This is a genomic window from Luteimonas sp. A501, from assembly GCF_054052085.1.
Genome location: NZ_JBSVRI010000001.1, coordinates 1,267,141 through 1,291,044 on the forward strand (window position 1 = coordinate 1,267,141; position 23,904 = coordinate 1,291,044).

The following is a 23,904-nucleotide window of genomic DNA, read 5'->3' on the forward strand; positions in this document are numbered from 1 at the left end:
CGTCAGTTGCGCAGCGGCTTGCCGGTCTTGAGCATGTGCGCGATGCGGGCCTGGGTCTTTTCCTGCTGTGCGAGCTCAACGAAGTGCTGGCGCTCGAGTCGCAGCAGCCAGTCCTCGTCGACCACCGAGTTCCGGTCGACGTCGCCGCCGCTGACCACGGTCGCGATGCGCTGTGCGATCTCGTAGTCGTACTCGCTGATGAACCGGCCCTCGAGCATGTTCTCCAGCAGCATGCGGAAGGTCGCGATGCCGACGTCGCCGGCCACGCGGACGCGGCGGGCGGGCATGGGCGGGCGGTAGCCGGTTTCGGCCAGGCCGCGCGCTTCCTGCTTCGCGATGTACAACAGCTCGTGGGCGTGGAAGGCGACCTTGTCGTCTGGGCGCAGCAGGCCGAGTTCCTTTGCCTCCATCGCCGAGGTGGACACCTTGGCCATGGCCACCGACTCGAACCAGCCCTTGAGCTCGGCGAAGACATCGCCGTTCGGGCCGGCCGCATCCGATGCGCGCACGGCGAATTCCTTCAGGCCGCCGCCGGCCGGCAGCAGGCCGACACCGGCCTCGACCAGGCCGATGTAGCTTTCGAGGTGCGCGACGGTGCGCGCCGAGTGCATCTGGAACTCGCAGCCGCCGCCCAGGGCCAGGCCGCGCACTGCAGCCACGACCGGCACCAGCGAGTACTTGATCGCCTGGCTGGTGGCCTGGAAGTTGGCGACCATTGCCTCGAAGGCGTCGACCTTGCCGGCCTGCAGCAGGCCGAGCGCGCCCGCCAGGTCCGCACCGGCGGAGAAGGGCTCCTTCGGCTGCCAGATGACCAGGCCCGCGAAGTCGCGTTCGGCACGGGCGACGGCCTCCTGGAGGCCATCGAGCACGTGGTCGGACACGGTGTGCATCTTGGTCTTGAACGAGGCCACGGCGATGTCGTCGCCATCGGTCCACATGCGGATGCCGTCGTTCTCGAAGACGGTCTCGCCGGTGGGGAAGGACTCGCCCAGCAGCGGATCGGGGAAGCGCTGTCGCTTGTAGACGGCCAGCGAGGAGCGGGGCAGGCGGGCGTTCTTGCCCGGGCTGTAGCTGCCCTCGGCGGAATGCACGCCGTCACGGCCGTCGAAGACCCAGTCGGGCAGCGGCGCGCCGCTCATCGCCTTGCCGGCGACGATGTCGTCGGCGATCCACTGGGCGACCTGCTTCCAGCCCGCGGCCTGCCAGGTTTCGAACGGACCGAGCGACCAGCCGTAGCCCCAGCGGATCGCAAGGTCCACGTCGCGCGCGGTCTCGGCGATGTCGGCCAGGTGGTAGGCGGAATAGTGGAACAGGTCGCGGAACACGCCCCAGAGGAACTTCGCCTGCGGGTGCTCGCTTTCGCGCAGCGCGGCGAACTTGGCCACCGGGTCCTTCGTCTTCAGGATCTCGACCACCTCGTCGGCGGCCTTGCGGTCGGCCGGGCGGTAGTCCTGCTTCTCAAGGTCCAGGACCATGATGTCCTTGCCGACCTTGCGGAAGATGCCGGCGCCGGCCTTCTGCCCCAGCGCGCCCTTGTCGACCAGCGTCGCAAGCCATTTCGGTGACTTGAAGTACTTGTGCCAGGGGTCGTCGGGCAGGGTGTCGGCCATGGTCTTGATGACATGTCCCATGGTGTCCAGGCCGACCACGTCGGAGGTGCGGTAGGTCGCCGACTTCGGGCGCCCGACCAGCGGGCCGGTCAGGGCGTCGACCTCGTCGAAGCCCAGGCCGCCCTCGACGGTGTGGTGGATGGTCGCGAGGATCGAGAACACGCCGATGCGGTTGCCGATGAAGTTGGGGGTGTCGCGCGCGTAGACCACGCCCTTGCCGAGCGTGGTGGTCAGGAAGGTTTCCAGCCCCTGCAGCACGGCCTTGTCGGTGCCCTTGGCCGGGATCAGCTCGGCCAGGTGCATGTAGCGCGGCGGGTTGAAGAAGTGCACGCCGCAAAAACGCGGGCGCAGTTTTTCGGGCAGGACTTCGGCCAGCTTGTTGATGCCCAGGCCGGAGGTGTTGCTGGCGAGCACGGCATGGTCGGCGATGAACGGCGCGATCTTCGCGTACAGGTCCTGTTTCCAGTCCATGCGTTCGGCGATCGCCTCGATCACCAGGTCGCAGTCCTTGAGACGCTGCAGGCCCAGCTCGTAGTTGGCCGGGACGATCGCCGCGGCCAGCGACTTGGAAGCCAACGGGGCGGGGCTGAGCTTGCCCAGGCTGGCGATGGCGCGATTGACGATGCCGTTGGCTTCGCCTTCCTTGGCCGGAAGGTCGAACAGCACCGTGTCGACGCCGGCGTTGGTGAGATGGGCGGCGATCTGGGCCCCCATCACTCCGGCACCGAGCACGGCGGCCCGGCGCACAAGCAATTTCTCAGACATGTTATGCAACTCCTTGATGCAAGGGAGATTCAGCTCTTGATTCCGGCAACCGCGAAGCGGATAAGCTCCTCCGCGGCACGCTTGCGGTGGGCGATTTCGGCCACCCCGGTGGGGCGCTTGATCAGCCCGAAATCGGACATTGCGTAGGTCAGCGCGCCGGACAGGAAGTCCAGGCGCCAGTACAACTGCTCCTTGTCCAGCTCGGGGACGCACTCGGCGATCGCCCGTGCGAACTCGCGCAGCACGTGGCCGTACTGCTCGGACAGGAACTTGCGCAGGCCGTCGTTCTTCTCGGCGTAGGCGCGTGCGATGACCCGGATGAAGGCGCCGCCGCCCTGGCGGTCGCGGGCCAGTGCCAGCGCCGGCTCCACGAACGCGGCCAGGACCGGGGCCAACTCGCCGGGATTGCTGGTGCGGGCTTCGGTGAGGGACGCCAGTCGCTGCCGGCTCATCTCGTCCATGCGCCGCCGGAAAACCTCGTTGATGAGGTTTTCCTTGCTGCCGAAGTGGTAATTGACCGCGGCGATATTGACGTCGGCGCGGCCGGTGACCTGGCGCAGCGAGGTGCCGCTGAAGCCGTGCTGGGCGAACAGTTCTTCGGCGGCGCCGAGGATCCGGTCCTTGGTCGAAAACTGGGTGCTTGCCATGACGCGGGACGGCCCTGCCTGAATCAAACGCTTGTTTGGATAGTAGGCCTGCCGTGAATGGCGGGTCAACCCGGAAGGATCGCGAAACCGCGTGCAGAGCGCGTGCCCGATCCGGTAGAATCACACGCAGCCTTGTCGGCTAAACCCGCGCCCCGGCGTGGGTTTTTCTGTTACCTTTCGGACCTGCCCAGGATGGCCGGCCCGTTTTACCGGAGACCTTCCCATGGCGCTGGAGCGCACACTGTCCATCATCAAGCCCGATGCCGTTGCCAAGAACGTCATCGGCGAAATCTATTCCCGCTTCGAAAAGGCCGGCCTGAAGATCGCCGCGTCGAAGATGAAGCAGCTGTCGCGCGCCGAGGCCGAAGGCTTCTACGCCGTGCACCGCGAGCGTCCCTTCTTCAACGCGCTGGTCGAGTTCATGATCAGCGGTCCGGTGATGATCCAGGTCCTCGAGGGCGAGAACGCCGTCCTCAAGCACCGCGACCTGATGGGCGCCACCAACCCGAAGGAAGCCGCCGCCGGCACCATCCGCGCCGACTTCGCCGACTCGATCGACGCCAACGCCGTGCACGGCTCCGACGCCGCAGAAACCGCCGCCGTCGAGATCGCGTACTTCTTCCCGGCGACCGACGTGTACGTTCGTTGATTCATTTTTTGCCACGGATTTACGCGGATGAACGCGGATAAGGCGAAAGAAGAGGCGAGTGAAAGGGCTGTTTCCTTCCATCCGCTTTCTGCTCTATCCGCGTAAATATGCTCTTGATCCGCGTAATCCGTGGCAAATGCTCTTGACCCCGGAAGCCCAGTGACCGAAGCCACAGCCAAGCAGAACCTCCTGAACCTCGACCGCACGGGGCTTGAGGACTTCTTTGCCGACGAACTCGGCGAGAAGCGTTTCCGTGCGCACCAGGTCATGAAGTGGATCCACCACCGGCACGTCACCGACTTCGACGAAATGACCGACCTCGGCAAGGCGCTGCGCGCCAAGCTGCAGGAGCGCGCGGAAGTCATCGTTCCACAGGTCCATTTCGACAAGGCGTCCGAAGACGGCACCCACAAGTGGCTGCTGGGCATGGACGGCAAGAACGCGATCGAGGCCGTCTACATCCCCGACAAGGGGCGCGGCACGCTGTGCGTGTCCTCGCAGGTGGGCTGCGCGCTCAACTGCACCTTCTGCTCCACCGCGACCCAGGGCTTCAACCGCAACCTGTCGACCGCCGAGATCATCGGCCAGGTCTGGGTGGCCGCGAAGCACCTCGGCAACATCCCCCACAAGCAGCGTAGGCTGACGAATGTGGTGATGATGGGCATGGGCGAGCCGCTGGCCAATTTCGACAACGTCGTGCGCGCGATGAGCGTGATGCGCGACGACCTGGGCTACGGACTGGCCAACAAGCGCGTGACGCTCTCGACCGCGGGCATGGTGCCGATGATCGACCGCCTGGCCGAAGAGAGCGACGTCTCGCTGGCCGTGTCCCTGCATGCGCCGAACGACGCGCTGCGCACCACCCTGGTGCCGCTGAACAAGAAGTACCCGATCGCCCAGCTGATGGACGCCTGCGTGCGCTACGCGCTGCGCAAGAAGGGCGAGTCGGTGACCTTCGAGTACACCCTGATGAAGGGCGTCAACGACCAGCCCGAGCATGCGCTCGAGCTGGTGCAGTTGCTGCGCGCGTTCGACCGCGCCGTGCAGATGAAGGACGCCGCCAAGATCAACCTGATCCCGTTCAACCCCTTCCCGGGCACGCGCTACGAGCGCCCCGACGAGCTCGCGATCAGGACCTTCCAGAAGCTGCTCAACAGCGCCGGCATGATCGCGCCGGTGCGCCGCACCCGCGGCGACGACATCGACGCCGCCTGCGGCCAGCTCAAGGGCCAGGTCGCCGACCGCACCCGGCGCCAGGCGGATTTCCGCCGCAGCCTCGAGGCAGGGAAGGACAGCCATGCGCCTTCCTGATGGCGCAGCGGCAGTGTTTGCACTCACGCTCGTCGTACTTGTCGCCGGTTGTTCGCGGCTGAGCTTCATCAAGCCAAGCGCTGCGCGCGGCAGCTCCGAACAGGTGGCGCGGACCTACGATTTCAGCGACGACAAGCGCAATCGGAATGGCGCGGGCAACGCGCGTGCGCACCTGCTTCGCGGCGAGCAGGCGCTGAACGAGGGGCGCACCGCGGATGCCAGGGAGCTGGCGGAGATGGCGCTGAAGGCCGACGCCGGCAATCCGCTCGCACATACGCTGATGGCGCTGGCACTGGCGCGCCAGGGCAAGGCCGGCGAGGCCGGCGGTTACTACGCCCGTGCCGCGGAGTTGGCGCCAGCCTCGGGGGCTGCGCTCAACAACTATGGCAGCTGGCTGTGCCTCAACGGGCGTGCGCCGGAGTCGCTGGACTGGTTCGACCGGGCGCTGGCCGATCGCAGCTACGCCAGCCCGGAGTCGGCCCTTGCGAACGCGGGTGCCTGTGCGGTGGAAGGCGGGCAGCCCGGGCGCGCCGAACGCGACCTGCGCGCCGCGCTGCGGCTGGATCCGGTGAACGCGGTTGCGCTCGAAGCGCTGGCGCGGCATCTTAACGGGCAAGGGGAACATTTCGAGGCGCGTGCGTTTTCGCAGCGTCGCCTCGATGCAGCGCCGGCAACGCCCGCGGCGTTACTACTTGCGTCACAGATCGAAGAGAAGCTCGGCGACAAGGCTGCCGCCGCTCGTTATGTTCAGCGTCTGCGGACGGAATTTCCGCAAGCGCAGGCAGCGCTGCCCGGGGACAGCAGTTCACGATGATGCCGCCAGACCACAACACTGCCGATGCCCACCAGGGCTGCGGCCAACGCCTCCGCACCGCGCGTGAAGCAGCGGGCCTGTCCGTGCAGGACGTGGCAAGCCGGCTGAAGATGCCGGTGCGCGTGGTGAAGTCGCTCGAGGCCGAGGACTGGAGCCGCCTCGGCGCGCCGGTCTTCATCCGCGGGCAGCTGCGCAGCTACGGACGCCTGCTGGGACTTGCCACCGACACCGTGCATGCCGCCTCCGGCGTCGCCGCCGTGCAGCCGGTCGAACTCACGCCGCGGACCTACGTGCCGCGCATGCGCATCGTAGCCGAGCAGTTCGCGCGTCGCCTGGTCTATGTCGTGATCACCGGTGCCATTGCACTGCCGGTCTGGTTGCACCTGTCGCCCCAGGACACGGTGTCGGGCTCCCTCGACGTGCCGGTATCCACGCCCTCGCGGACGGCAGTGCCGGGACAGCGCGGCCCCACGCCACTGGTGGCGTCGATGGCCCCGGTGCAGAGGTCCGCACCGATTCCGGTGGCGTCCCTGCCGGTCGACGCGGCCGGGCTCGAACTGCGCCTGGAGGCGGACAGCTGGGTCGAGATCGCCGCACCCGACGGCAGCATCATCGAGCAGTCGCTGCTTGGTGCCGGTGCCGTGCGCAGCTTCGCCGCGGGCGAGGTGGGCGGCGTCGTGCTTGGCAATGCCGGCGCCGTGGGCGTGCGCCGCGACGGCGTCGAGCAGGATCTCTCCCCTTACCTGCGGGCGAACGTCGCCCGCTTTACGGTATCCTCTGACGGTTCGCTGGCGCCTGTCGAACACTGAGTACGACGCGCAGCGGCTGCGGCGGCCCGGTCGGGCCCAACGCATGAAACCGGCGGCCCGCTCACGGGCCGTTCCCTTTCCGGTGCCTGCCCCTCGATTGGCGGCGCGGTACCCAGCATGATCGGACGGACATGGCAGTAGACGAGTTGCTCGATGAGCACGAACAGGGCGAACGCGTACGCGAGTGGATCCGCCAGAACGCCTTCGGGGTCATTGCAGGCATCGCGGTCGCGCTTGCCCTGGTCTACGGATACGGGAAGTGGCAGGACCACTTGCTGGCCCAGCGCGTTGCCTCGGGCGATGCCTACGCCGCGGTAAGCGACAGCATCGCCGCCGGCGAACTGGACAAGGCGCGCACGCTTGCCGAAGGGGCAGGGCTTGACGACGGCGTCTACGGCACGCTGGTGGCCCTGGAGCTCGCCGCCGCACAGGTCGGGGCCGGTGAGGGCGAGGCCGCGATCAAGACGCTTTCAGACATCAGCGATCCCGATCCGGCGCTGGCCCCGGTGGTCGCGCGCCGACGCGCGGTGCTGCTGATCGATGCCGGCAGGATCGACGAAGCACTGGCGGCGCTCGGCGATGCCGACGACGCCGGCAGCCTCGAGGTCCGTGGCGATGCCGAATACGCCGCAGGTCGCATGGAGCCGGCCCGCGAAGCCTACCTGGCCGCGCTCACCACGCTGGACGAAGCGGCCGTGAGCCAGCGCCAACTGCTTGAAATCAAACTGATCGACGTCGGCGGCACGCCCGCCAGGATCGAGGAAGACGCCCCATGACCGCCCTCCCGCACACGCAATCCCGCCGCGGCCGGCTGGCCGCAAGGGCGCTGCTCATGCTCGCATGCGTCGCCATGATCACCGGCTGCAGCACCGTCCGGGGCTGGTTCGGCGGAGACGACGACAAGGCCGATACCGAGCCGGCCAAGCTGGTGGAGTTCCAGTCGTCCGCCACGCCCAGCCGCATCTGGACGGCCAGCGCCGGCAAGGGCGATGGCGACACCGGCGTGGCCCAGGCGGCCACCATCGCCGACGGGCGCGTCTATGCCGCGTCGGTGAAGGGCGGCCTTCGCGCATTCGACCTCCAGAGCGGCAGCAGCCTTTGGCATCACGACACGGACCTGCGTCTGTCGGGCGGGCCAGGCGCAGGCGATGGCCTGGTCGCCGCCGGCTCGCTTGATGGCGACGTGGTGGTGCTGGATGCTGAAACCGGCGCCCTGCGCTGGACCGCCCAGGTCCCCAACGAAGTGATCGCGCGCCCGGCCGTTGGCCAGGGCCTGGTGGTGGTGCGCTCCAACGATGGCCGGATCACCGCTTTCGATGCGGCCAGCGGCGAGCGCCGCTGGTTCTGGGTGCGTGAGCTGCCGTCCTTGACCGTGCGCGGCAATGCGGCGGTCACCCTGGCGCCGGGCCTGGCGTTCATCGGTACCGACGAGGGGAACCTGGCCGCGCTGGCGCTGGCGGATGGCCGCCTGGTCTGGGAGCAGCCGGTTGGCGCCGCCGATGGCCGCACCGAGCTGGAGCGCATGGCCGATGTCGACGGAGCTCCGGTGGTCGATGGCAGCGCCGTGTTCGCGAGCAGCTACAAGGGCACCACCATGGCCTTCGAAGGGCCGTCGGGCCGCCCGCTCTGGGCCGCTGAAAGCGGCGGTGCAGGCGGCGTCGGCATGGCCGACGACCGGGTCGTGGTGAGCGATGCCGCCGGCACGGTCTGGGGAATCGACAAGTACGTGGGCACGGCCTATTGGCAGCAGCCTGCGCTGGCCCGGCGCAACCCGGGTCCGGCGGCAGTGCATGGCAGCTATGCCGTGGTCGGCGATTTCGACGGCTACCTGCACTGGATGCGCCTGTCCGACGGCGAGTTCGCCGCGCGCACGCGCGCCGGGCGGGCGGCCATCGCCGGGCGTCCGGCCGTGGCCGATGGCATCCTCGTGGTCCAGAACGTCAACGGCGACCTCAGCGCCTGGCGCATCGACTGAACCCGATAAAATGGCGGACAGCCGCGGCCCCGGGTAGTCTCGCTGCCCGGGGCCGCGCGTTTCCGCCCCGCATCGCACCAAGGCACGACACAGCATGCTTCCCCTGATCGCCCTCGTAGGCCGTCCCAACGTCGGCAAGTCGACGCTCTTCAACGCGCTCACCCGGACGCGCGACGCGCTGGTGCACGACCAGCCGGGCGTCACCCGCGACCGTCACTACGGCGTGTGCCGCATCGATGAAGAGCGCCCGTTCGCGCTGGTCGATACCGGCGGCATCGCCGATGGCGGGGTGCACCTGCTCACCGGCAACCTGGCCGGCGCCACCGCGCGCCAGGCCCGCGCTGGCGCCGACGAGGCCGACCTCGTCCTGTTCGTGGTCGATGGCCGCGAAGGCCCGTCGACGGTGGACGATGAAATCCTGGCCTGGCTGCGCAAGTCGGCGCGCCCGACCTTCCTCGTGGTCAACAAGACCGACGGCATGGATGCCCGCGCGGCCGTGGCGGAGTTCGCGCATTACGGCTTCAAGGACGTGCTGGCGATCTCCTCCGCGCACCGCCAGGGCATCGATGACCTGGTGGACGAGATCCGCGCCCGCTTGCCCGAGGAGGGCGAGGCCGAGGCGCCCGACGACGACCCCAAGCGCATCCGCCTCGCCTTCATCGGCCGGCCCAACGTCGGCAAGTCGACCCTGGTCAACCGGATCCTGGGCGAGGAGCGGATGATCGCCTCCGACGTCGCCGGGACCACCCGTGATTCGATCGCCGCCGACCTCGAGCGCGATGGCCGCCTGTACCAGCTGGTCGATACCGCCGGCATCCGCCGCAAGTCGCGGGTGGACGAAGCGGTGGAGACCTTCTCGATCATCAAGACCCTGCAGTCGATCGAGCAGTGCCAGGTCGCGGTGGTGCTGATCGACGCCCGCGAGGGCGTGACCGACCAGGACGCCAGCGTGCTGGGCGCGGTGCTCGACGCAGGCCGCGCGCTGGTGGTCGCGGTCAACAAGTGGGATGGGCTCGACACCTACCAGCGCGAGCAGGTCGAAGCACTGCTGTCGCGCAAGCTTGCTTTCGTGCCTTGGGCCGAGGCCGTGCGCATCAGCGCGCTGCACGGTTCCGGACTGCGCGAGCTGTTTGCCGCCGTGCATCGCGCGCACGCGTCGGCCACGCGCACCTTCAGCACCGCCGAAGTGACCCGCGCCATCGAAATGGCCGCCGAGTCCAATCCGCCGCCGGTGGTCCGTGGCCATGCCGCCAAGCTGCGCTTCGCGCACCCCGGTGGCGACACCCCCCCGACCATCGTGGTCCACGGCACGCGACTTCGCACCTTGCCCGACAGCTACCGGCGCTACCTCGAGAACTTCTTCCGCAAGCGCTTCAAATTGGTGGGCACGCCGGTGCGCTTCGTGTTCCGCGAAGGAGAAAACCCCTACAAGGACCGCAAGAACGTGCTGAGCGAGCGCCAGGTCGCGAAGCGCAAGCGCCTGGTCAGGCACGCCAAGCGCGGCAAGTGAGCGCCAGGGCGACCACGCTGGGGCTGTTGGCCGGGGGGCGCGCCACCCGCCTGGATGGCACCGACAAGGCGTGGCTTGAAAGGGATGGGCAAGCGCAGGTGTTGCGCCTGGCGCGACGCGTGCAGGCGGAAGTCGACGCCGTACTGGTGTCGGCCAATCGCGACCTGGAGCGCTATGCCACCCACGGGTTGGCTGCGGTCGCCGACCGCCGCGCCGACCTCGGTCCGCTGGGTGGCCTGGATGCCCTGGCAGGCGCCTGCACGACGCCCTGGCTGCTCACGCTCCCGGTCGACCTGGTGTCGGTCAACGATTGCCTGTTGCGCAGCCTCCGCGCCGCGGGCGGCGATGGTGCCTGGGCCGAGGACGATGACGGCCGGCAGCCGCTGGTCGCGCTGTGGCGGGTGGACGCGCTGCGCGCGGCATTGCCCGCCGTGCTGGCCTCCGGCGAGCTCTCGGTGCATGGCCTGCAGTCGCGCCTGGGCATGGCCGGGGTGCGCTTCACGGGCCTGCGCTTCGGCAACCTCAATACGCCCGCTGACCTCGCTGCCGCGGGGTTCGCACCGGCCTGAACGATGCATCCCGCCGCTGGCCCGGCGCGCGGTCCTGCCATGGCGTAGGGTAGGGCGCAATCCGGGCACGCCACAGTCGGCGGGAGCGGACCCATGCAGGATAATCGCGGCATGCCGGTCATCGACATCACACCACGCGAGGCGCTGCGGCGCGTCGCCACCATGGGCGCCATCCTCGTCGACGTCCGCGAAGACCACGAGCGCGAGCTTGGCATGGCCGAAGGCGCGCGCGGGATTTCCCGCGACGAACTCGAGAGCGAACCCGACTTCCATTTCCACGACCGCAACGCGGAACTGCTGCTGATCTGCCAGAGCGGCGGCCGCTCGATGCTGGCGGCCGAAAGCCTGCTGCGGCAGGGATATCGCAACGTGCAGTCGGTGCGCGGCGGCACCTTGCTGTGGGCCGCCGAAGGCCTGCCCATGGCGCGGCCCGAGCCGCCCGCGCAGCCGCGCGACGAGGATTTCCACGAGCGCTATTCGCGCCACCTGCTGCTGCCCGAGATCGGCATGCGCGGGCAGAAGCGCCTGGCGATGGCGCGCGTGCTGATGCTCGGTGCCGGTGGCCTGGGTTCACCGGCGGCGTTCTACCTGGCGGCCGCCGGCGTGGGCGAACTGCGCATCGTCGATGACGACGTGGTCGAGCGCAGCAACCTGCAGCGGCAGATCCTGCACGCCGATGCCGACATCGGCCTGCGCAAGGTCGATTCCGCCGAGGTCCGGCTGTCGGCCCTCAATCCGCGGATGAAGATCGAGGCGGTGGCCGAACGGCTGACCTCGGCGAACGTCGAGCGCCTGCTTGAAGGCGTCGATGTGGTGGTCGACGGCGCCGACAACTTCCCCGTGCGCTACCTGCTCAACGATGCCTGCGTGCGGCTGGGCGTGCCGCTGGTGTACGGCGCGGTGCACCGCTTCGAGGGCCAGGTGAGCGTGTTCGACGCCGGGCGCCATCGCGGCGAGGCACCGTGCTATCGCTGCCTGTTCCCGGAGCCGCCGCCGGCCGGGGCCGCGCCCAGCTGCAGCGAAGCCGGGGTGCTTGGCGTACTGCCCGGGGTGGTCGGCATGCTGCAGGCCACCGAGGCGCTGAAGCTGCTGCTGCACATGGGCGAGCCGCTGCGCGGGCGCCTGCTGCATTTCGACGCGCTCGGCATGCGCTTCCGCGAGACCCGGCTGACGCCGGATCCTGCCTGCCCGCTGTGTGCCCCGGGTGCGGCGTTCCCCGGGTACATCGATTACGAGGCCTTCTGCGCGGGCTGAGCCCCGCGTCGCCCGCACGTGAGCACCGCAAGGCCGGCGCTGCGATAGGCTCCCGTGACACTCTGCGGGAACTCCACATGGCGTACGGGTCGTGGCGGCAAGCCGCCTTCGCAGTCCTCCTGGCCGCGTGCGCCGCACTGGCGCCGCCGCACGCGCGCGCGTCCGACCCCTGTCCGCTGCTGCGCGGGCAGCAGGCGGCGCCGGACGTGGCCACCAGGATCGCGGCCACGGCCTGCGAAGAACACCAGGCCTGGTACCGCGGCTTCATCGACCGCGACGGCCGTCTTGCGGGCTCCACCGTGCGCGAAGCCGAGACGGCGCGCCTCGCCAACGGCCAGTCCGCCTGGCTGCGGGTGGCCGGGTACTGGCACGGCAGCGGATTGCTGTGGCAGGTGCAGCAGCGCGCAGGAGCCGCCGACTGCGCGGCCGCCGGCGACGCGTACCCGTCGCCGGGCTGCCGCGGTTTCGTGGTCGACACGCCCTGGTCGGCCGCCTTCGTGTCCTGGGTGATGCGACGCGCCGCGTTGCCGGGCTTCCGCGCTTCGGCCAGCCACGTGGACTACGTGCGCGCGGCCTATCGCGACCCGGACGGCAGCCCGTACCGGATCGTCGATCCGCACGCAGCGCGCCCGGCCCGCGGCGACCTGCTGTGCTACGTGCGTGTCCCGGGCAGGAGCTACGGCTTCGGCGGCCTGGCGACCCTGCTCAGCGCGCAGGATGGCGGCCTGGGGATGCATTGCGACATCGTGGTTTCGGCCGCGGAAGCGGGCGATCGCACGGCGCGGCTGGTCGGTGGCAATGTGTTCGATGGCGTCACCATGCGGCTGCTGCCGCTCACCGAGGGCGGCCGGTTCGCGGAGCTGCCGCTGCGTGGCGATGACGGCGTGGAATGCAGCCCGGACCAGCCATCGGCCTGCAGCGCCAACCGCCAGGACTGGGCCGCGCTGCTGCAGCTGCGCCCGCCGGCCGAGCTTGCCCGGCTCGCACCGGCGCTGCCCATGTCCGGGCCGACACCTGCGCCAACGCCGCAGTGCTGCGTGCACTGCGTGCTTGGCTCGGGAGTGCCGCGCTGCCCGGCCGCGGGGCAGGCGCCGGTCGATTGAGCCCATGCCCCCGTGGCTCGCGTCATGCGGTGCCGATCGGCGACAATGCAGGCCTCACGCCCGCGACCTACAGGCATGCCCGATATCGCTCCCCAGGCCCGCATCCTCGACGGCAAGCGCATCGCCGATGAACTCCTCGACGCCCTCAGGCTGCGGGTGGAGGCGCGCACCGCGTCCGGCCACGCGCCCCCCGGTCTGGCCGTGGTGCTGGTCGGCGACAACCCGGCGTCGCGCTCCTACGTGCGCAACAAGCGGCGCGCAGCGGGCATCGTCGGCATCCGAGCGCTGGACTTCGACCTGCCCGAAGGCACCACCGAGGCGGAGCTGCTGGCGCTGATCGACCGCCTCAACGCGGACCCGGACGTGCACGGCATCCTGGTGCAGCTGCCGCTGCCCGGCATTCCCGACGCCACGCGCCTGATCCACCGCATCGATCCGCGCAAGGACGTCGACGGCTTCCATCCCGAGAACGTCGGCCACCTGGCGCTGCGCCAGTTCGGCCTGCGTCCCTGCACGCCGCGCGGCATCACCACACTGCTGGCCTGGACCGACCGCCCGGTGCGCGGGCAGAGCGCGACGATCGTGGGCGTCAGCAACCACGTCGGGCGGCCGATGGCGCTGGAGCTGCTGATCGCCGGCTGCACGGTCACCAGCTGCCACAAGTTCACGCCCCGCGACGTGGTGCGCCGACACGTGGGCGAGGCCGACATCCTGGTGGTGGCGGTGGGCAAGCCCGACCTGGTGCCGGGCGAATGGGTGAAGCCCGGTGCGGTGGTGATCGATGTCGGCATCAACCGCCTGGACGATGGCCGCCTGGTGGGCGACGTCGGCTTTGCCGCGGCGTCCGCGCGCGCGAGCTGGATCACGCCGGTGCCCGGCGGCGTCGGGCCGATGACCGTGGCCACCCTGATGCAGAACACGCTGGAGGCCGCGGAAGCCGCCGACGCCGCGGCGTCCGGCGCCTGAGAGCGGGGCGGCCGCGCGCCGCGCCGCCCGCGGGACGCGCCATTCCGCCACCGGCCGCGCTCCGACCGGCGGCGGCGGGGTACAATGTCGTGCTTCACCACCACCGGCACGCCCATGCTGCGCATCCAGGCTGAAGCGCTCACCTTCGACGACGTCTCGCTCGTCCCGGCGCATTCCACGGTCCTCCCCAAGGACGTCTCCCTCGCCACCCGGCTCACGCGCGACCTGCGCCTGAACATGCCGATCGTGTCCGCGGCCATGGACACGGTGACCGAAGCACGCCTGGCCATCGCCATGGCCCAGCTCGGTGGCATCGGCATCGTGCACAAGAACATGAGCGCCGAACGCCAGGCCGCGCACGTGCTGCAGGTCAAGAACTTCGAGGCCGGCGTGATCCGCGAGCCGTTCACCGTCGGCCCGCAGACCTCGATCGGCGAAGTGCTGCGGCTCACCCGCGCGCGCAACATCTCCGGCGTGCCGGTGGTCGACGGCGACAAACTGGTCGGCATCGTCACCGGGCGCGACATGCGCTTCGAGAAGAAGCTCGACGACCCGGTACGCAACATCATGACCCGCAAGGAGAAGCTGGTCACGGTGAAGGAAGGCGCGAGCGACGGGGAAGTGATCGAACTGCTGCACCGCCACCGCATCGAGAAGGTGCTGGTGGTCAACGACGAATTCCAGCTGCGCGGCCTCATCACCGTCAAGGACATCCAGAAGGCGCAGGACAACCCGAACGCCGCCAAGGACCTGTCGGAGAGCCTGCTGGTCGGCGCCGCGGTGGGCGTGGGCGGCGATACCGAGGAGCGCATCGAGCGCCTGGCCGACGCCGGCGTCGACGTCATCATCGTCGACACCGCGCACGGCCATTCGCAGGGGGTGATCGACCGCGTGGCCTGGGCCAAGAAGCGCTACCCGCGGCTGCAGGTGGTCGGCGGCAACATCGTCACCGGCGACGCGGCGCTTGCGCTGATGGATGCCGGCGCGGACGCGGTCAAGGTCGGCGTGGGCCCGGGCTCGATCTGCACCACGCGCGTGGTGGCGGGCGTGGGCGTACCGCAGATCACCGCCATCGACATGGTGGCCGAGGCCCTGCAGGACCGCATTCCGCTGATCGCCGACGGCGGCATCCGCTACTCCGGCGACATCGGCAAGGCGCTGGCCGCGGGCGCGTCCACGGTAATGATCGGCGGCCTGTTCGCCGGCACCGAGGAAACCCCCGGCGAGACCGAGCTCTACCAAGGCCGCAGCTACAAGAGCTACCGCGGCATGGGCAGCCTGGCGGCGATGGAGAAGGGCTCCAGCGACCGCTACTTCCAGGAGGCAGCCTCGGCCGACAAGCTGGTGCCGGAAGGCATCGAGGGCCGCGTGCCGTATCGCGGCCCGCTGAGCGGCGTGATCCACCAGCTGATCGGCGGCCTTCGCGCCACCATGGGCTACGTCGGCTGCGCCACCGTCGAGGACATGCGCAGCAAGCCGCAGATGGTGAAGATCACCGGCGCCGGCCAGCGCGAGAGCCACGTCCACGACGTGCAGATCACCAAGGAACCGCCGAACTACAGGGCCGGTTGATGAAGTCGCTGAACGCACGCGACGCGCGCTCGCCCGCCCGCCGCATCCTGATCCGCGGCCTCGTGGTCGCGGCGCTGGTGGCGGCCGTGGTCTATGGCTACGACTTCTACCGCGGCTGGCAGCTGCGCGATTCCTGCACCGGCAACGGCGGCGTGTGGAACGCGGAGCTCGAGCAGTGCACCTTCCGGATGGCCGTTCCCGCGGCCCTGCCCCAAGACCCGACGCCATGACCGACCTGCACCGCGACAAGATCCTCATCATCGATTTCGGCGCGCAGTACACGCAGCTGATCGCGCGCCGCGTGCGCGAACTGGGCGTGTACTGCGAGATCTGGGCCTGGGACCATGATCCATCCGAGATCGCGGCCTTCGGCGCCCGCGGCATCATCCTGTCCGGCGGGCCGGAATCGACCACGGTCGAAGGTTCGCCGCGCGCGCCGCAGGAAGTATTCGACAGCGGCCTGCCGCTGTTGGGCATCTGCTACGGCATGCAGACCATGGCCAAGCAGCTTGGTGGCGAGACCGCGGCCGCCGACGCACGCGAGTACGGCCACGCCGAAGTCACGCTGATGGCGCGCGATCGCCTGTTCGGCGAACTCAATGACCACGGCAGCGAACCACCGCGCCTGGACGTGTGGATGAGCCACGGCGACCACGTCTCGAAGGCGCCGCCCGGCTTCACGGTCACCGCGAGCACCTCGCGCGTTCCGGTCGCGGCCTTCGCCAACGAGGACAGGCGCTGGTACGGCGTGCAGTTTCACCCCGAGGTCACGCACACCACGTCCGGCCAGGCGCTGCTGCGCCGCTTCGTGGTCGACGTCTGCGGCAGCGAGACGCTGTGGACGGCCGAGCACATCATCGAGGACCAGGTCGCGCGCGTGCGCGAGACCGTCGGCACCGACGATGTGATCCTGGGCCTGTCCGGTGGCGTCGATTCCTCCGTCGTCGCGGCGCTGCTGCACCGTGCGATCGGCGACCAGCTGACCTGCGTCTTTGTCGACACCGGTCTGCTGCGCTGGCAGGAGGGCGACCAGGTGATGGCGACCTTCGCCGACGCCTCCGACGCCCACGGTCTGGGCATCCGGGTGATCCGGGTCGATGCGCGCGACCGCTATTTCAGCGCGCTCGCGGGGGTCACCGATCCCGAGGCCAAGCGCAAGATCATCGGCGGGCTGTTCATCGAGATCTTCGATGAGGAAGCCGGCAAGCTGGCCAATGCCAAGTGGCTGGCACAGGGCACGATCTATCCCGACGTGATCGAGTCCGCCGGCAGCAAGACCGGCAAGGCGCACGTCATCAAGAGCCACCACAACGTTGGCGGCCTGCCCGAGCACATGAAGATGGGCCTGGTGGAGCCGCTGCGCGAGCTGTTCAAGGACGAGGTCCGCCGCATCGGCGTCGCCCTCGGCCTGCCGCACGAGATGGTCTACCGGCACCCGTTCCCGGGCCCGGGCCTGGGCGTGCGCATCCTCGGCGAGGTGAAGCCGGAGTACGCCGATATCCTGGCGCGCGCGGACGCGGTGTTCATCGACGAGCTGCGCAAGGCCGGCCTGTACGACAGGACCAGCCAGGCCTTCGCCGTGTTCCTGCCGGTGAAATCGGTGGGCGTGGTCGGCGACGCGCGGGCTTACGAATGGGTGATCGCGCTGCGCGCGGTCGAGACCGTCGACTTCATGACGGCGCACTGGGCGCATCTGCCGTACGACTTCCTCGGCCGGGTCTCGAACCGGATCATCAACGAGGTGCGCGGCGTGTCGCGCGTGGTCTACGACATCAGCGGCAAGCCGCCGGCGACGATCGAGTGGGAGTAGGGCTTGCTGCTAGACTCCGCTGGCCGCGGCTGGACGCCTTGCGCCTTGGCCGGGTATTTCCGGCGATGATCGAACGGAAGTGACAGCGGCGCCGGCCGACAAGCCGGCGTTTCCATGGGGTGCTCCGGGGAGGGAGAGACCGATGGTCGTGAGACTGCTTGTGCTTGCCGTGTTGGCGGCGGTGGCCGTGCTTGCCTGGGACAACGGCTGGCGGATCGACGAATCGCACGTGCAGCGCTACTACGCGCGGCAGATGGATGCGATGCGCAGCTTCGACCATGAGTCGATGTGCAAGGACATCGCCGGCGATTTCAGGATCAGCGTCACCTCGTACGTCGATGGCCGGCGCACGGGCGAGGCCGCGTATGACGGCGAAAGTACCTGCCGCATGACCCGGGAGATGCTGGAGGGGATGCGTAACCTGGGCGGACGGAGCCGCGGCCTGCTGACCTTCGATGTCACTGTGGACGTGCGTTCGATCCGCATCGATCCCGGACGCCGCAACGCGACGGTGGAAAGCGTCACCACGATGAAGGTGGGCGAGGTCCTGGTCAGCCGCAGCCGCGGGACCGAGCGTCTGTCACGCTCGGTCTGGCGCGTGCGCAGCCATGGTGGCGAGGGCCAGAGCTGGTCTTACCTGTTCTGATCGGGCCGCGTACCGGTCCCTCAGAACGCCCAGGTCAGCAGCAGCGCCGCACGGCCGTCGGCCAGCCGCGAGTCGCCGACCGATTCCGCCAGCAGTTCGCTGTAGCCGGAGGTGTCGGTGTACTGCAGCTTCGCGTTGATCGGCCCGAAGTCGCGCTCAAGTGAGACCAGCCAGTCGCTGTAGCTGTCGCCGGCGGCGTCGTCGAGGTCGTAGTGACCGGCCTGCAGGCCCAGGGTGAGACCGGTCTCGCCGAGCGGGAAGGCCGCCCCGGCGGTGTAGTACCAGCCCTTGCCGCCGAGGTTGAAGATGTCGGGCGAGTAGGCCACCCCCACGTTGTAATAACCGGCGAAGCCCAGCACCGCCTGGACCTCGGTGTAGTCGATGTCGTAGTCCGGGCCGTTGTGGCCGGGGTAGGACACGTGGGAGACGGACACGTCCAGCTCGGTGTCCTCGCCCAGCTCACCGCTCCAGCCGACGTAGAGCTCGCGCTCGTAGTCGATGCCGTCTTCCGGATCGCCGAAATCCACGGTCGAGGCGAAGGCGCCGACGTAGAAGCCACTCTGGTGCTCGACGTAGGCCTCCAGCTGCAGGGCCGGATCCTCCATGGTCTGGGAGACGCCGCGCCAGACGTAGTCGCTGGCCGCGACCACTTCGCCACCGAACGACCAGGCCGCGTCGTCGCCGACCTCCTGCGCGTAGGCGGGCAGGGCGGTGGCGAGCAGGGTCGCCAGCGCGGCGGCGAGAGACAACTTGGTCATGGCGGAACTCCGGACCCGTGAGCGGGCAGGCGCGCGACGATACACCGGCGCGATGCCGGGGTAAATCCACGTTGACACTGCCCGATCCCCCTCCGAACATGCCCTCCTGCCCCCGTTCCGGAGAATCGCCGTGTCCCTGCGCCTCGCACCGCTTGCCTGCGTCCTGGTCCTTGCCGCATGTGGCGGCCAGTCCGGGTCCACCGACGCCGGCGCCCCGGGCGCCGAGGAAAAGGTCCTCAACGTCTACAACTGGTCGGACTACGTCGCAGCCGACACCATCGCCAACTTCGAGGCCGCCACCGGCATCAAGGTCAATTACGACGTCTACGCCGACAATGAAACGTTGGAGACCAAGCTCACCGCCGGGGGCTCCGGCTACGACGTGGTGTTCCCGTCCGCGCGTCCTTTCGCCCAGCGCCAGATCCGGGCCGGCCTGTACACGGAGCTGGACACGTCGAAACTGCCCAACCTGCAGCACCTGGACACGGCGATCATGGACGGGCTGGCCGACATCGACCCGGGCAACGCGCACGCGGTGCCCTACATGTGGGGCACCACCGGCCTGGGCGTGAACGTGGACAAGGTCCGGGCCGCCCTCGGCGACGACGCGCCACTGGATTCCTGGAGTTTGCTGTTCGACCCGGCCAACGCGGCGAAGCTTGGCTCCTGTGGCATCCACGTGCTCGACGACGACCAGGAGGCCTTCGGCGCGGCGCTGCTGTGGCTGGGCCGCGACCCGAACGCGGGTGCCGCCGACGAGATCGACGCGGTCAAGCAGGTCTATGCCGCGATCCGGCCGCACATCCGCACCTTCAACAATGCCGAATACAAGGACGCATTGGCCAACGGCGACGCCTGCCTGGTGATGGGCTATTCGGGCGACATCGGCCAGGCCCGCGACGTCGCGGCCGAGGCCGCGGAAGCGACCGGCAAGCCCGTGCCTGACATCCGCTACGTGATCCCCAAGGAAGGCGCGATCCGCTGGACCGACCTGGTCGCGATCCCGGCCGACGCGCGCCATCCGGGCAACGCACACGCCTTCGTCAACTACCTGATGGAGCCGGAGGTGATCGCGGCGATCACCGACCACGTCGCCTATGCCAACGCCAACCAGGCGGCCACGTCGCTGATCGATCCCGGGATCGCCCGCGACGCGGGCGTGTATCCGCCAGAAGACGTGCGCGCCAAGCTGGTCGACCCGACCTCGCTGCCCGAAGACATTCAGCGCCAGCGCGTCCGCGCCTGGACCGCGATCAAGAGCGGCCGCTAGGCGATGCCGGTCCCCGCGCGGAGCCTCGCTTCCGAACCCTGGCGTGACCCTGCGGCGCAGCCCTTCGTGCGCATCGAGGGGGTCACGAAGACCTTCGGCAAAGTCTATGCTTGCGATGACGTCACGCTGGACGTCTACCGCGGCGAGTTCTTCGCGCTGCTGGGGGGCTCGGGCTCGGGCAAGAGCACGCTGCTGCGGATCCTGGCCGGGCTGGAAGCGCCCGACCAGGGGCGCATCCTGATCGACGGGCTGGACGTGACCGACCTGCCGCCCTACCAGCGGCCGGTCAACATGATGTTCCAGAGCTACGCGCTGTTCCCGCACATGACGGTGGCGCAGAACATCGCCTTCGGCCTGCGCCAGGACCGGCTGCCCGCCGGCGAGATCCGCGACCGGGTGCAGGCGATGCTGGAGCTGGTGCGCATGCCGCAGCTGGCCAACCGCAAGCCGCATCAGCTGTCGGGGGGGCAGCGCCAGCGCGTGGCGCTTGCGCGCGCGCTGGCCAAGCAGCCCAAGCTGCTGCTGCTGGACGAGCCGCTGGGCGCGCTCGACCGGCGCCTCCGCGAGCACACCCAGTTTGAACTGGTGAACATCCAGGAGCGCGTCGGCACCACCTTCATCATGGTCACCCACGACCAGGAAGAGGCGATGACGATGTCCTCGCGCATCGCGGTGATGGATACCGGGCGCATCGTGCAGGTGTCGACGCCGGCGGTGCTGTACGAGTACCCGGCCACGCGCTTCGTGGCCGAGTTCATCGGCGGCATCAACATCTTCGAGGGCCGCGTGCTGGGCAGCGACGAAGCCACGGGCCAGGCGTGCATCCAGTGCGATGCACTCGACGCCGAGCTGCTCGCGCGCCATACCGACCCGCTGCCCGAGGGCACCGCGGTGAGCGTGGCCGTGCGCCCGGAGAAGATCGACGTGCACGAGGCACCGCCGCCGCGCGGCAGCGTGGCCACCGAGAACGTGGTGGTCGGCAAGGTCCGCGACATCGCCTACCTGGGCGACGTCTCGATCTACCAGGTGGAGACGGAGGCCGGCGCCATCGTGCGCGTGCAGGAGACCCACGTGGCGCGCAGCTCCGAGCCGCACTACGACTGGGACGATACCCTGTGGCTCAGCTGGGAAGCGGCCAGCGCGGTGGTGCTGACGGCATGAGCCACGTCCGCAATCCGGGGCTGTGGGACTTCTGGTTCGACGTGGTGCGCAACCTGTTCGGCTGGTTCCGCGCGGTCGGGCATGAGTTCCGCACCCGCCGTGGCCGGTTCCTGGTGACCGCGCTGCCGATGCTGTGGCTGGGCCTGTTCTTCCTGGTGCCGTTCCTGATCGTACTCAAGATCAGCTTCGCGCAAGCGGTGTTCGGGCAGGCGCCGCCGTATACGGCGCTTGTCGAGACCGCGGCCGACGGCGCGGCATCGCTGCGCCTGCACGTATCCAATTACGCGATGCTGCTGTCCGATCCGCTGTACGTGTCGGCCTATCTCAAGTCACTGCTGTTCGCGTCGGTGTCCACCGTGTTCTGCCTGCTGCTGGGCTATCCGATCGCCTACGGCATCGCGCGCGCCACGCCGGTGATGCGCCTGCTGCTGCTGGTGCTGGTGATCCTGCCCTTCTGGACCAGCTCGCTGCTGCGCACCTATGCGCTGATCGGCATCCTGAAGGCCAACGGCCTGCTGGCACAGGCGCTGATGGCGGTCGGCTTGGCCGGCCCGGACTTCGCGCTGCTGCATACCGATATCGCGGTCTACATCGGCATCGTCTACAACTACCTTCCGTTCATGATCCTGCCGCTCACGGCCACGCTCATGCGCCTGGACTTCACCCTGCTCGAAGCCGCCGAAGACCTCGGCGCCAAGCCCTGGCACGCCTTCCTGCGGGTGACGCTGCCGCTGTCGATGCCGGGCATCATCGCGGGCTCCCTGCTGGTGTTCATTCCCGCGGTGGGCGAGTTCGTGATCCCCGACATCCTCGGCGGGCCCGACGCGCTGACCATCGGCCGGGTGCTCTGGATCGAGTTCTTCACCAACCGCGACTGGCCGCTGGCGGCCGCGGTCACGATCGCCATGCTGGTGATGATCGTGCTGCCCACGCTGCTGTTCGAGTACTTCGAGAACCGGCGCAGCGAGCGCGAGGCGGAGGCATGAAGCGCAATCCCTTCCTGCTCTACACCGCCATGGTGCTGGGCTACGCCTTCCTCTACATCCCGATCCTCTCGGTGGTGGCGTACTCGTTCAATGCCTCGCGCGTGGCGACGGTGTGGGGCGGTTTCTCGACCCGCTGGTACAGCGCGCTCCTGGCCAACGACCAGCTGCTGGACGCGGTGCAGCGCAGCTTCCTGATCGCCGCGATCACCGCGACCGCGGCCGTGTTCCTGGGCACCGCCTGCGGCCTGGCCCTGTCGCGCTTCGGCCGGTTCCCGGGCCGCGGCCTGCTGAGCCTGATGAACTCGGCACCGATGGTCATGCCCGACGTGATGATGGGGCTGTCCTCGCTGCTGCTGTTCGTGACCCTGCAGCAGGCCTTCGGCTGGCCCGACCGCGGCATGGTCACGATCACGCTTGCGCATATCACGCTTACCGCCTGCTACGTCACCGTGGTGGTGCGCTCGCGCATGGCGGGCATGGACGACAGCCTGGAAGAAGCGGCCATGGACCTGGGCGCGAAGCCCTGGCGGGTGTTCTTCGTGATCACCCTGCCGCTGATCGCACCGGCGCTGCTGGCAGGCTGGCTGCTTGCGTTCACCCTGTCGCTCGACGACCTGGTGATCGCCAGCTTCACCTCCGGCCCGGGCGCGAGCACGATGCCGATGGTGATCTATTCCAAGGTCAAGCTCGGCGTGACGCCGGAAATCAACGCGCTGGCGACGATCATCGTGGTGCTGGTCGCGGCGGGCGTGAGCGTCGCAGGGGTGTTGATGCATCGCCGGCAGGGCACCTGATAAATCCGAGGGCATGGGCCGGTGCTGGTCAGGCGTCCGGCGCGGGGGCGGGGGCGGGGGCGGGGAAGACGAGCATTTCGGCGCTGCCGGCGGCGCGGGTGGTGGCCAGGACTTCAAGCACGCGGTCGCAGGCGCGCCTCGCGGCCTCGGCAACGCCGCATCCGGCAAGCTGGTGGCCGGCGAGGGTCGCGCTGAACAGGTCGCCGGTTCCCTTGGGCGTGCTGTCCAGGCGCGGGTGCTCGATGACTTCGGCGCAGTCGCGGGTCACCACGGCAACGCGCATCGTGCCGGCCTGCCAGGTGGCCGGCGCCGCGCTGGTGGCGACCACGCAGCGCGTTCGTCCGCCGAGCAGGGCGCGCGCCGCATCCCCCACCTCGTCGATGCTTGCCACCGGCCGGCCGGCCAGCAGCCCGAGCTCGAAGCCGTTGGGCACCAGGCCGTCGGCCAACGGCAGGAGGTGGGCGCGATAGGCCTCGACCATGCCCGGGTCGACGTAGACGCCGACGTCCTCATCGCCGATCACCGGATCGATGAATACCTGGATGCCCGGGCGCTCATGCACCAGGGCCTCGATCCAGCGTGCAAGCGCCTTCGCCTGGGCGGGACCGCCGAGGTATCCCACGACTACGGCCTTCAGCCGCCGCAGCGCGTCGCGCGCGTGCAGGTCGGCCAGGTAGCCTTCGAACCAGTCCAGCGGGATCGCGCCGCCATGGATCGTCGGATGGTGCGGCGTATTGCTCAGCACCACCGTCGGCACCGCAGCCACGCGCAGGCCAAGCGCCTGCAGCGTCGGCACCGCGATGTTGTTGCCGACCTGGCCATAGACGACCTGTGATTGCACCGAGACGACGTCCAGCTGCATGGGCTGCAGCGCATCGTCCCCGCGCCCTGCCTTGATTCCCGCGTTCCCGTTGGCGTTTTGCAT

The 23,904-nt window shown here is 69.2% G+C and carries 23 protein-coding genes; 19 read left to right on the plus strand and 4 right to left on the minus strand.

Translation table 11 applies throughout. The features are described from left to right. Positions 1–2: 2 nt before the first annotated feature. Together ACW7G5_RS05795 and ACW7G5_RS05800 are read right to left on the minus strand one after the other, a co-directional pair. On the minus strand, positions 3–2,375 hold the full coding sequence (locus tag ACW7G5_RS05795) for a 3-hydroxyacyl-CoA dehydrogenase/enoyl-CoA hydratase family protein (protein WP_457002589.1): 2,373 nt from the start codon (positions 2,373–2,375) through the stop codon (positions 3–5). A gap of 29 nt (positions 2,376–2,404) precedes the next feature. Continuing rightward, a complete protein-coding gene (locus tag ACW7G5_RS05800; RefSeq protein WP_457002591.1) occupies positions 2,405–3,022 on the minus strand; it encodes a TetR/AcrR family transcriptional regulator in 618 nt (205 codons plus the stop codon). A gap of 223 nt (positions 3,023–3,245) precedes the next feature. Here ACW7G5_RS05800 and ndk point away from each other — a divergent pair, with 223 nt between their 5' ends. The 15 genes from ndk (at position 3,246) to ACW7G5_RS05875 (ending at position 18,010) form a co-directional block, all read left to right on the plus strand. After that, complete coding sequence (ndk, locus tag ACW7G5_RS05805) at positions 3,246–3,671, plus strand: nucleoside-diphosphate kinase (RefSeq protein ID WP_457002592.1); 426 nt, start codon at positions 3,246–3,248, stop codon at positions 3,669–3,671. 129 nt (positions 3,672–3,800) lie between these two features. After that, the gene (gene rlmN, locus ACW7G5_RS05810; RefSeq protein ID WP_457002594.1) at positions 3,801–4,982 is read left to right on the plus strand and encodes a 23S rRNA (adenine(2503)-C(2))-methyltransferase RlmN; all 1,182 of its coding nucleotides are present in this window, start codon (positions 3,801–3,803) and stop codon (positions 4,980–4,982) included. Positions 4,983–4,995: 13 nt separating this feature from the next. Next, on the plus strand, positions 4,996–5,796 hold the full coding sequence (locus ACW7G5_RS05815) for a tetratricopeptide repeat protein (RefSeq protein ID WP_457002895.1): 801 nt from the start codon (positions 4,996–4,998) through the stop codon (positions 5,794–5,796). Continuing rightward, on the plus strand, positions 5,793–6,605 hold the full coding sequence (locus ACW7G5_RS05820; RefSeq protein WP_457002596.1) for a helix-turn-helix domain-containing protein: 813 nt from the start codon (positions 5,793–5,795) through the stop codon (positions 6,603–6,605). Before ACW7G5_RS05815 ends, ACW7G5_RS05820 begins: the two co-directional genes overlap by 4 nt. 131 nt (positions 6,606–6,736) lie before the next feature. Next, positions 6,737–7,381, plus strand: coding sequence for a YfgM family protein (locus ACW7G5_RS05825; protein ID WP_457002598.1), 645 nt, complete (start codon positions 6,737–6,739; stop codon positions 7,379–7,381). Continuing rightward, the gene (gene bamB, locus ACW7G5_RS05830) at positions 7,378–8,580 is read left to right on the plus strand and encodes an outer membrane protein assembly factor BamB (RefSeq protein ID WP_457002600.1); all 1,203 of its coding nucleotides are present in this window, start codon (positions 7,378–7,380) and stop codon (positions 8,578–8,580) included. The genes ACW7G5_RS05825 and bamB overlap by 4 nt, the downstream gene beginning before the upstream one ends. 94 nt (positions 8,581–8,674) lie before the next feature. Further along, positions 8,675–10,090, plus strand: a complete 1,416-nt coding sequence (gene der, locus ACW7G5_RS05835) for a ribosome biogenesis GTPase Der (protein ID WP_457002602.1) — start codon at positions 8,675–8,677, stop codon at positions 10,088–10,090. Then, positions 10,087–10,659, plus strand: coding sequence for a molybdenum cofactor guanylyltransferase (mobA, locus tag ACW7G5_RS05840; protein WP_457002604.1), 573 nt, complete (start codon positions 10,087–10,089; stop codon positions 10,657–10,659). The genes der and mobA overlap by 4 nt, the downstream gene beginning before the upstream one ends. 93 nt (positions 10,660–10,752) lie before the next feature. Further along, positions 10,753–11,913, plus strand: a complete 1,161-nt coding sequence (gene moeB, locus ACW7G5_RS05845) for a molybdopterin-synthase adenylyltransferase MoeB (RefSeq protein WP_457002606.1) — start codon at positions 10,753–10,755, stop codon at positions 11,911–11,913. 77 nt (positions 11,914–11,990) lie between these two features. Continuing rightward, positions 11,991–13,016, plus strand: coding sequence for a DUF2272 domain-containing protein (locus tag ACW7G5_RS05850; RefSeq protein WP_457002608.1), 1,026 nt, complete (start codon positions 11,991–11,993; stop codon positions 13,014–13,016). Positions 13,017–13,091: 75 nt separating this feature from the next. Next, the gene (gene folD / locus ACW7G5_RS05855; protein WP_457002610.1) at positions 13,092–13,982 is read left to right on the plus strand and encodes a bifunctional methylenetetrahydrofolate dehydrogenase/methenyltetrahydrofolate cyclohydrolase FolD; all 891 of its coding nucleotides are present in this window, start codon (positions 13,092–13,094) and stop codon (positions 13,980–13,982) included. 114 nt (positions 13,983–14,096) lie between these two features. After that, positions 14,097–15,554, plus strand: a complete 1,458-nt coding sequence (gene guaB / locus ACW7G5_RS05860; RefSeq protein WP_457002897.1) for an IMP dehydrogenase — start codon at positions 14,097–14,099, stop codon at positions 15,552–15,554. Next, positions 15,554–15,784, plus strand: a complete 231-nt coding sequence (locus ACW7G5_RS05865) for a hypothetical protein (RefSeq protein WP_457002612.1) — start codon at positions 15,554–15,556, stop codon at positions 15,782–15,784. Before guaB ends, ACW7G5_RS05865 begins: the two co-directional genes overlap by 1 nt. Further along, a complete protein-coding gene (gene guaA, locus ACW7G5_RS05870; RefSeq protein ID WP_457002613.1) occupies positions 15,781–17,364 on the plus strand; it encodes a glutamine-hydrolyzing GMP synthase in 1,584 nt (527 codons plus the stop codon). Before ACW7G5_RS05865 ends, guaA begins: the two co-directional genes overlap by 4 nt. A 142-nt stretch (positions 17,365–17,506) precedes the next feature. Beyond that, positions 17,507–18,010: a hypothetical protein gene (locus tag ACW7G5_RS05875; RefSeq protein WP_457002614.1), complete on the plus strand. Its 504-nt coding sequence runs from the start codon at positions 17,507–17,509 to the stop codon at positions 18,008–18,010. Positions 18,011–18,030: 20 nt separating this feature from the next. On the opposite strand, the gene ACW7G5_RS05880 is transcribed toward ACW7G5_RS05875, so the two are convergent. Beyond that, positions 18,031–18,768 carry a TorF family putative porin gene (locus ACW7G5_RS05880; protein WP_457002616.1) on the minus strand — a complete coding sequence of 246 codons (738 nt, stop codon included), beginning with the start codon at positions 18,766–18,768 and terminating at the stop codon, positions 18,031–18,033. A gap of 130 nt (positions 18,769–18,898) precedes the next feature. Here ACW7G5_RS05880 and ACW7G5_RS05885 point away from each other — a divergent pair, with 130 nt between their 5' ends. The 4 genes from ACW7G5_RS05885 (at position 18,899) to ACW7G5_RS05900 (ending at position 22,979) form a co-directional block, all read left to right on the plus strand. Continuing rightward, positions 18,899–20,038, plus strand: coding sequence for a polyamine ABC transporter substrate-binding protein (locus tag ACW7G5_RS05885; RefSeq protein ID WP_457002617.1), 1,140 nt, complete (start codon positions 18,899–18,901; stop codon positions 20,036–20,038). Positions 20,039–20,041: 3 nt separating this feature from the next. Continuing rightward, the gene (locus ACW7G5_RS05890; RefSeq protein WP_457002619.1) at positions 20,042–21,199 is read left to right on the plus strand and encodes an ABC transporter ATP-binding protein; all 1,158 of its coding nucleotides are present in this window, start codon (positions 20,042–20,044) and stop codon (positions 21,197–21,199) included. Positions 21,200–21,327: 128 nt separating this feature from the next. Next, the gene (locus ACW7G5_RS05895) at positions 21,328–22,185 is read left to right on the plus strand and encodes an ABC transporter permease subunit (RefSeq protein WP_343254036.1); all 858 of its coding nucleotides are present in this window, start codon (positions 21,328–21,330) and stop codon (positions 22,183–22,185) included. Then, positions 22,182–22,979: an ABC transporter permease subunit gene (locus ACW7G5_RS05900; RefSeq protein ID WP_457002621.1), complete on the plus strand. Its 798-nt coding sequence runs from the start codon at positions 22,182–22,184 to the stop codon at positions 22,977–22,979. Before ACW7G5_RS05895 ends, ACW7G5_RS05900 begins: the two co-directional genes overlap by 4 nt. 28 nt (positions 22,980–23,007) lie before the next feature. Here ACW7G5_RS05900 and pdxK read toward each other — a convergent pair whose 3' ends face one another. Continuing rightward, positions 23,008–23,904: a pyridoxine/pyridoxal/pyridoxamine kinase gene (pdxK, locus tag ACW7G5_RS05905; RefSeq protein ID WP_457002623.1), complete on the minus strand. Its 897-nt coding sequence runs from the start codon at positions 23,902–23,904 to the stop codon at positions 23,008–23,010.

What these genes read in the sequence shown, in the direction of transcription:
- ACW7G5_RS05900 (WP_457002621.1), top strand. Translation starts at nt 22,182, where the DNA reads ATGAAGCGCAATCCCTTCCTGCTCTACACCGCCATGGTGCTGGGCTAC.
- pdxK (WP_457002623.1), bottom strand. Translation starts at nt 23,904, where the DNA reads ATGCAAAACGCCAACGGGAACGCGGGAATCAAGGCAGGGCGCGGGGAC.
- der (WP_457002602.1), top strand. Translation starts at nt 8,675, where the DNA reads ATGCTTCCCCTGATCGCCCTCGTAGGCCGTCCCAACGTCGGCAAGTCG.
- guaB (WP_457002897.1), top strand. Translation starts at nt 14,097, where the DNA reads ATGCTGCGCATCCAGGCTGAAGCGCTCACCTTCGACGACGTCTCGCTC.
- ACW7G5_RS05820 (WP_457002596.1), top strand. Translation starts at nt 5,793, where the DNA reads ATGATGCCGCCAGACCACAACACTGCCGATGCCCACCAGGGCTGCGGC.
- bamB (WP_457002600.1), top strand. Translation starts at nt 7,378, where the DNA reads ATGACCGCCCTCCCGCACACGCAATCCCGCCGCGGCCGGCTGGCCGCA.
- ACW7G5_RS05890 (WP_457002619.1), top strand. Translation starts at nt 20,042, where the DNA reads ATGCCGGTCCCCGCGCGGAGCCTCGCTTCCGAACCCTGGCGTGACCCT.
- ACW7G5_RS05825 (WP_457002598.1), top strand. Translation starts at nt 6,737, where the DNA reads ATGGCAGTAGACGAGTTGCTCGATGAGCACGAACAGGGCGAACGCGTA.
- ACW7G5_RS05795 (WP_457002589.1), bottom strand. Translation starts at nt 2,375, where the DNA reads ATGTCTGAGAAATTGCTTGTGCGCCGGGCCGCCGTGCTCGGTGCCGGA.
- folD (WP_457002610.1), top strand. Translation starts at nt 13,092, where the DNA reads ATGCCCGATATCGCTCCCCAGGCCCGCATCCTCGACGGCAAGCGCATC.
- ACW7G5_RS05865 (WP_457002612.1), top strand. Translation starts at nt 15,554, where the DNA reads ATGAAGTCGCTGAACGCACGCGACGCGCGCTCGCCCGCCCGCCGCATC.
- ndk (WP_457002592.1), top strand. Translation starts at nt 3,246, where the DNA reads ATGGCGCTGGAGCGCACACTGTCCATCATCAAGCCCGATGCCGTTGCC.
- moeB (WP_457002606.1), top strand. Translation starts at nt 10,753, where the DNA reads ATGCAGGATAATCGCGGCATGCCGGTCATCGACATCACACCACGCGAG.
- ACW7G5_RS05875 (WP_457002614.1), top strand. Translation starts at nt 17,507, where the DNA reads ATGGTCGTGAGACTGCTTGTGCTTGCCGTGTTGGCGGCGGTGGCCGTG.
- ACW7G5_RS05880 (WP_457002616.1), bottom strand. Translation starts at nt 18,768, where the DNA reads ATGACCAAGTTGTCTCTCGCCGCCGCGCTGGCGACCCTGCTCGCCACC.
- ACW7G5_RS05895 (WP_343254036.1), top strand. Translation starts at nt 21,328, where the DNA reads ATGCTGTGGCTGGGCCTGTTCTTCCTGGTGCCGTTCCTGATCGTACTC.
- ACW7G5_RS05850 (WP_457002608.1), top strand. Translation starts at nt 11,991, where the DNA reads ATGGCGTACGGGTCGTGGCGGCAAGCCGCCTTCGCAGTCCTCCTGGCC.
- guaA (WP_457002613.1), top strand. Translation starts at nt 15,781, where the DNA reads ATGACCGACCTGCACCGCGACAAGATCCTCATCATCGATTTCGGCGCG.
- ACW7G5_RS05800 (WP_457002591.1), bottom strand. Translation starts at nt 3,022, where the DNA reads ATGGCAAGCACCCAGTTTTCGACCAAGGACCGGATCCTCGGCGCCGCC.